The following is a 1,332-nucleotide window of genomic DNA, read 5'->3' on the forward strand; positions in this document are numbered from 1 at the left end:
AGGCGTGGCCTGGCAAGGGCGGAGTTTGGGGTGAGGCAGGAGCGACGGCCAGCCTTGACGTCCGCGGCGCGCGGCGTCGTTGGGACTTGCAGGTCGGGACGAAGAAACGGTGCTTCGGCCGAACAAAGAAACCGGATCAGGTCGCTGACGCCCTCGCTGTTGCAGGAGGGTCGGCTGACCATGATGTGCCACGGGCGACGACGGCGTTGATGATGACGAGCAGCTTCCTGGCGCAGGCGATAAGCGCGGGCTTGTGGCCCTTTCCGGCAGCGATCAGCCTTTGGTACAGAGCCTTGAGCTGCGGATTCCAGCGGAAGGATGCAGGCAACGCGGCGTTGTAGAGCGCCCGGCGCAGGCGTTCGCGCCCGCCTTCGATGTGACGGACGCCGGTGCGATCGCCGCTGTCGTCATCGTAGGGAGCAAGCCCCGCGAGGGCTGCGGCTTGCTCTCGCGTGATCTGGCCGATCTCGGGCATCCGGACCAGGACAGCGACCGCAGTCGGCAGGCCGCTGCCAGCGACGCTCTCGATCAGATCGAGCCGCACAGCCAGATCACGATGCTTGCGGATCGCTACGACGAGAGCCTTGAGCTCGGCGCGCTTATGCTTGGCCAAGAGGGCGATCTGTTCCCTCCAGAGCTTGTGGAAACGTTCGCTGCGGCAGCTCTCGAGCCGGTTCTTCAACCGGGCAATGTCCTGCGTGATCTGGTCAATCATCGTCAGATGCTCGGCAAAGGGCTGCAGGCGGGGATCCGGAGCGGGATGGATCTTCTTAACCGCGGCTGTGCAGGCCGCAATCAGCGCGGCATCGATCTTGTCGTTCTTGGCGCGCTGCCGGAGGAACTCGGCATAGGCGCGGACCTGGGCCGGCTGAAACACGACGACCACAAGCCGCTTGCGTCGCAGTTCGGCAACCACCGCCTGCTCGTAGCCGCCGCTCGCCTCGATCCCAACCCGCCTGACCTTGTGGTGCTGCAGCCACTCCAACAGCACCGCGTGGCCTTCCGGCGTGTTCTCGACCTGCGTCCGTTCCGGACTGCCGGCGAGCGCCACGTCGAGCCTGTGTTTGCCGGTATCGATCCCGGCACAGATCGTGATACGCTTGGCCATCTTCCTCGACCCTCCCTTGTCTGTGCGAACCTGAAGTTCGTTCAACCATCCGGGTCCCGATGAAGTGCCGACCGCGATCTTGCTACGAAACGCAGCCCTCAAGGGCTTCGGTGGGCATCGATCCGATCGATCGGCGGCCCAGCTCGGGCGGCCACCCGGGCTGGGCCATTCCTCACGGAACGAGGCCATTCTAGCCCGGTGCGCTAAGACAAGGGTGGGCAAAG

General features: G+C 65.0%; 1 protein-coding gene. It reads right to left on the reverse strand.

Features of this window, described 5'->3' with window-relative positions; translation table 11 throughout:
• Positions 1-136: 136 nt before the first annotated feature.
• Positions 137-1,108: an IS110 family RNA-guided transposase gene (locus tag L6637_RS42240; protein WP_237874457.1), complete on the reverse strand. Its 972-nt coding sequence runs from the start codon at positions 1,106-1,108 to the stop codon at positions 137-139.
• Positions 1,109-1,332 lie beyond the last annotated feature (224 nt).

The sequence above is a fragment of the Bradyrhizobium zhengyangense genome (genome assembly GCF_022012435.1).
GTDB lineage: Bacteria > Pseudomonadota > Alphaproteobacteria > Rhizobiales > Xanthobacteraceae > Bradyrhizobium > Bradyrhizobium zhengyangense.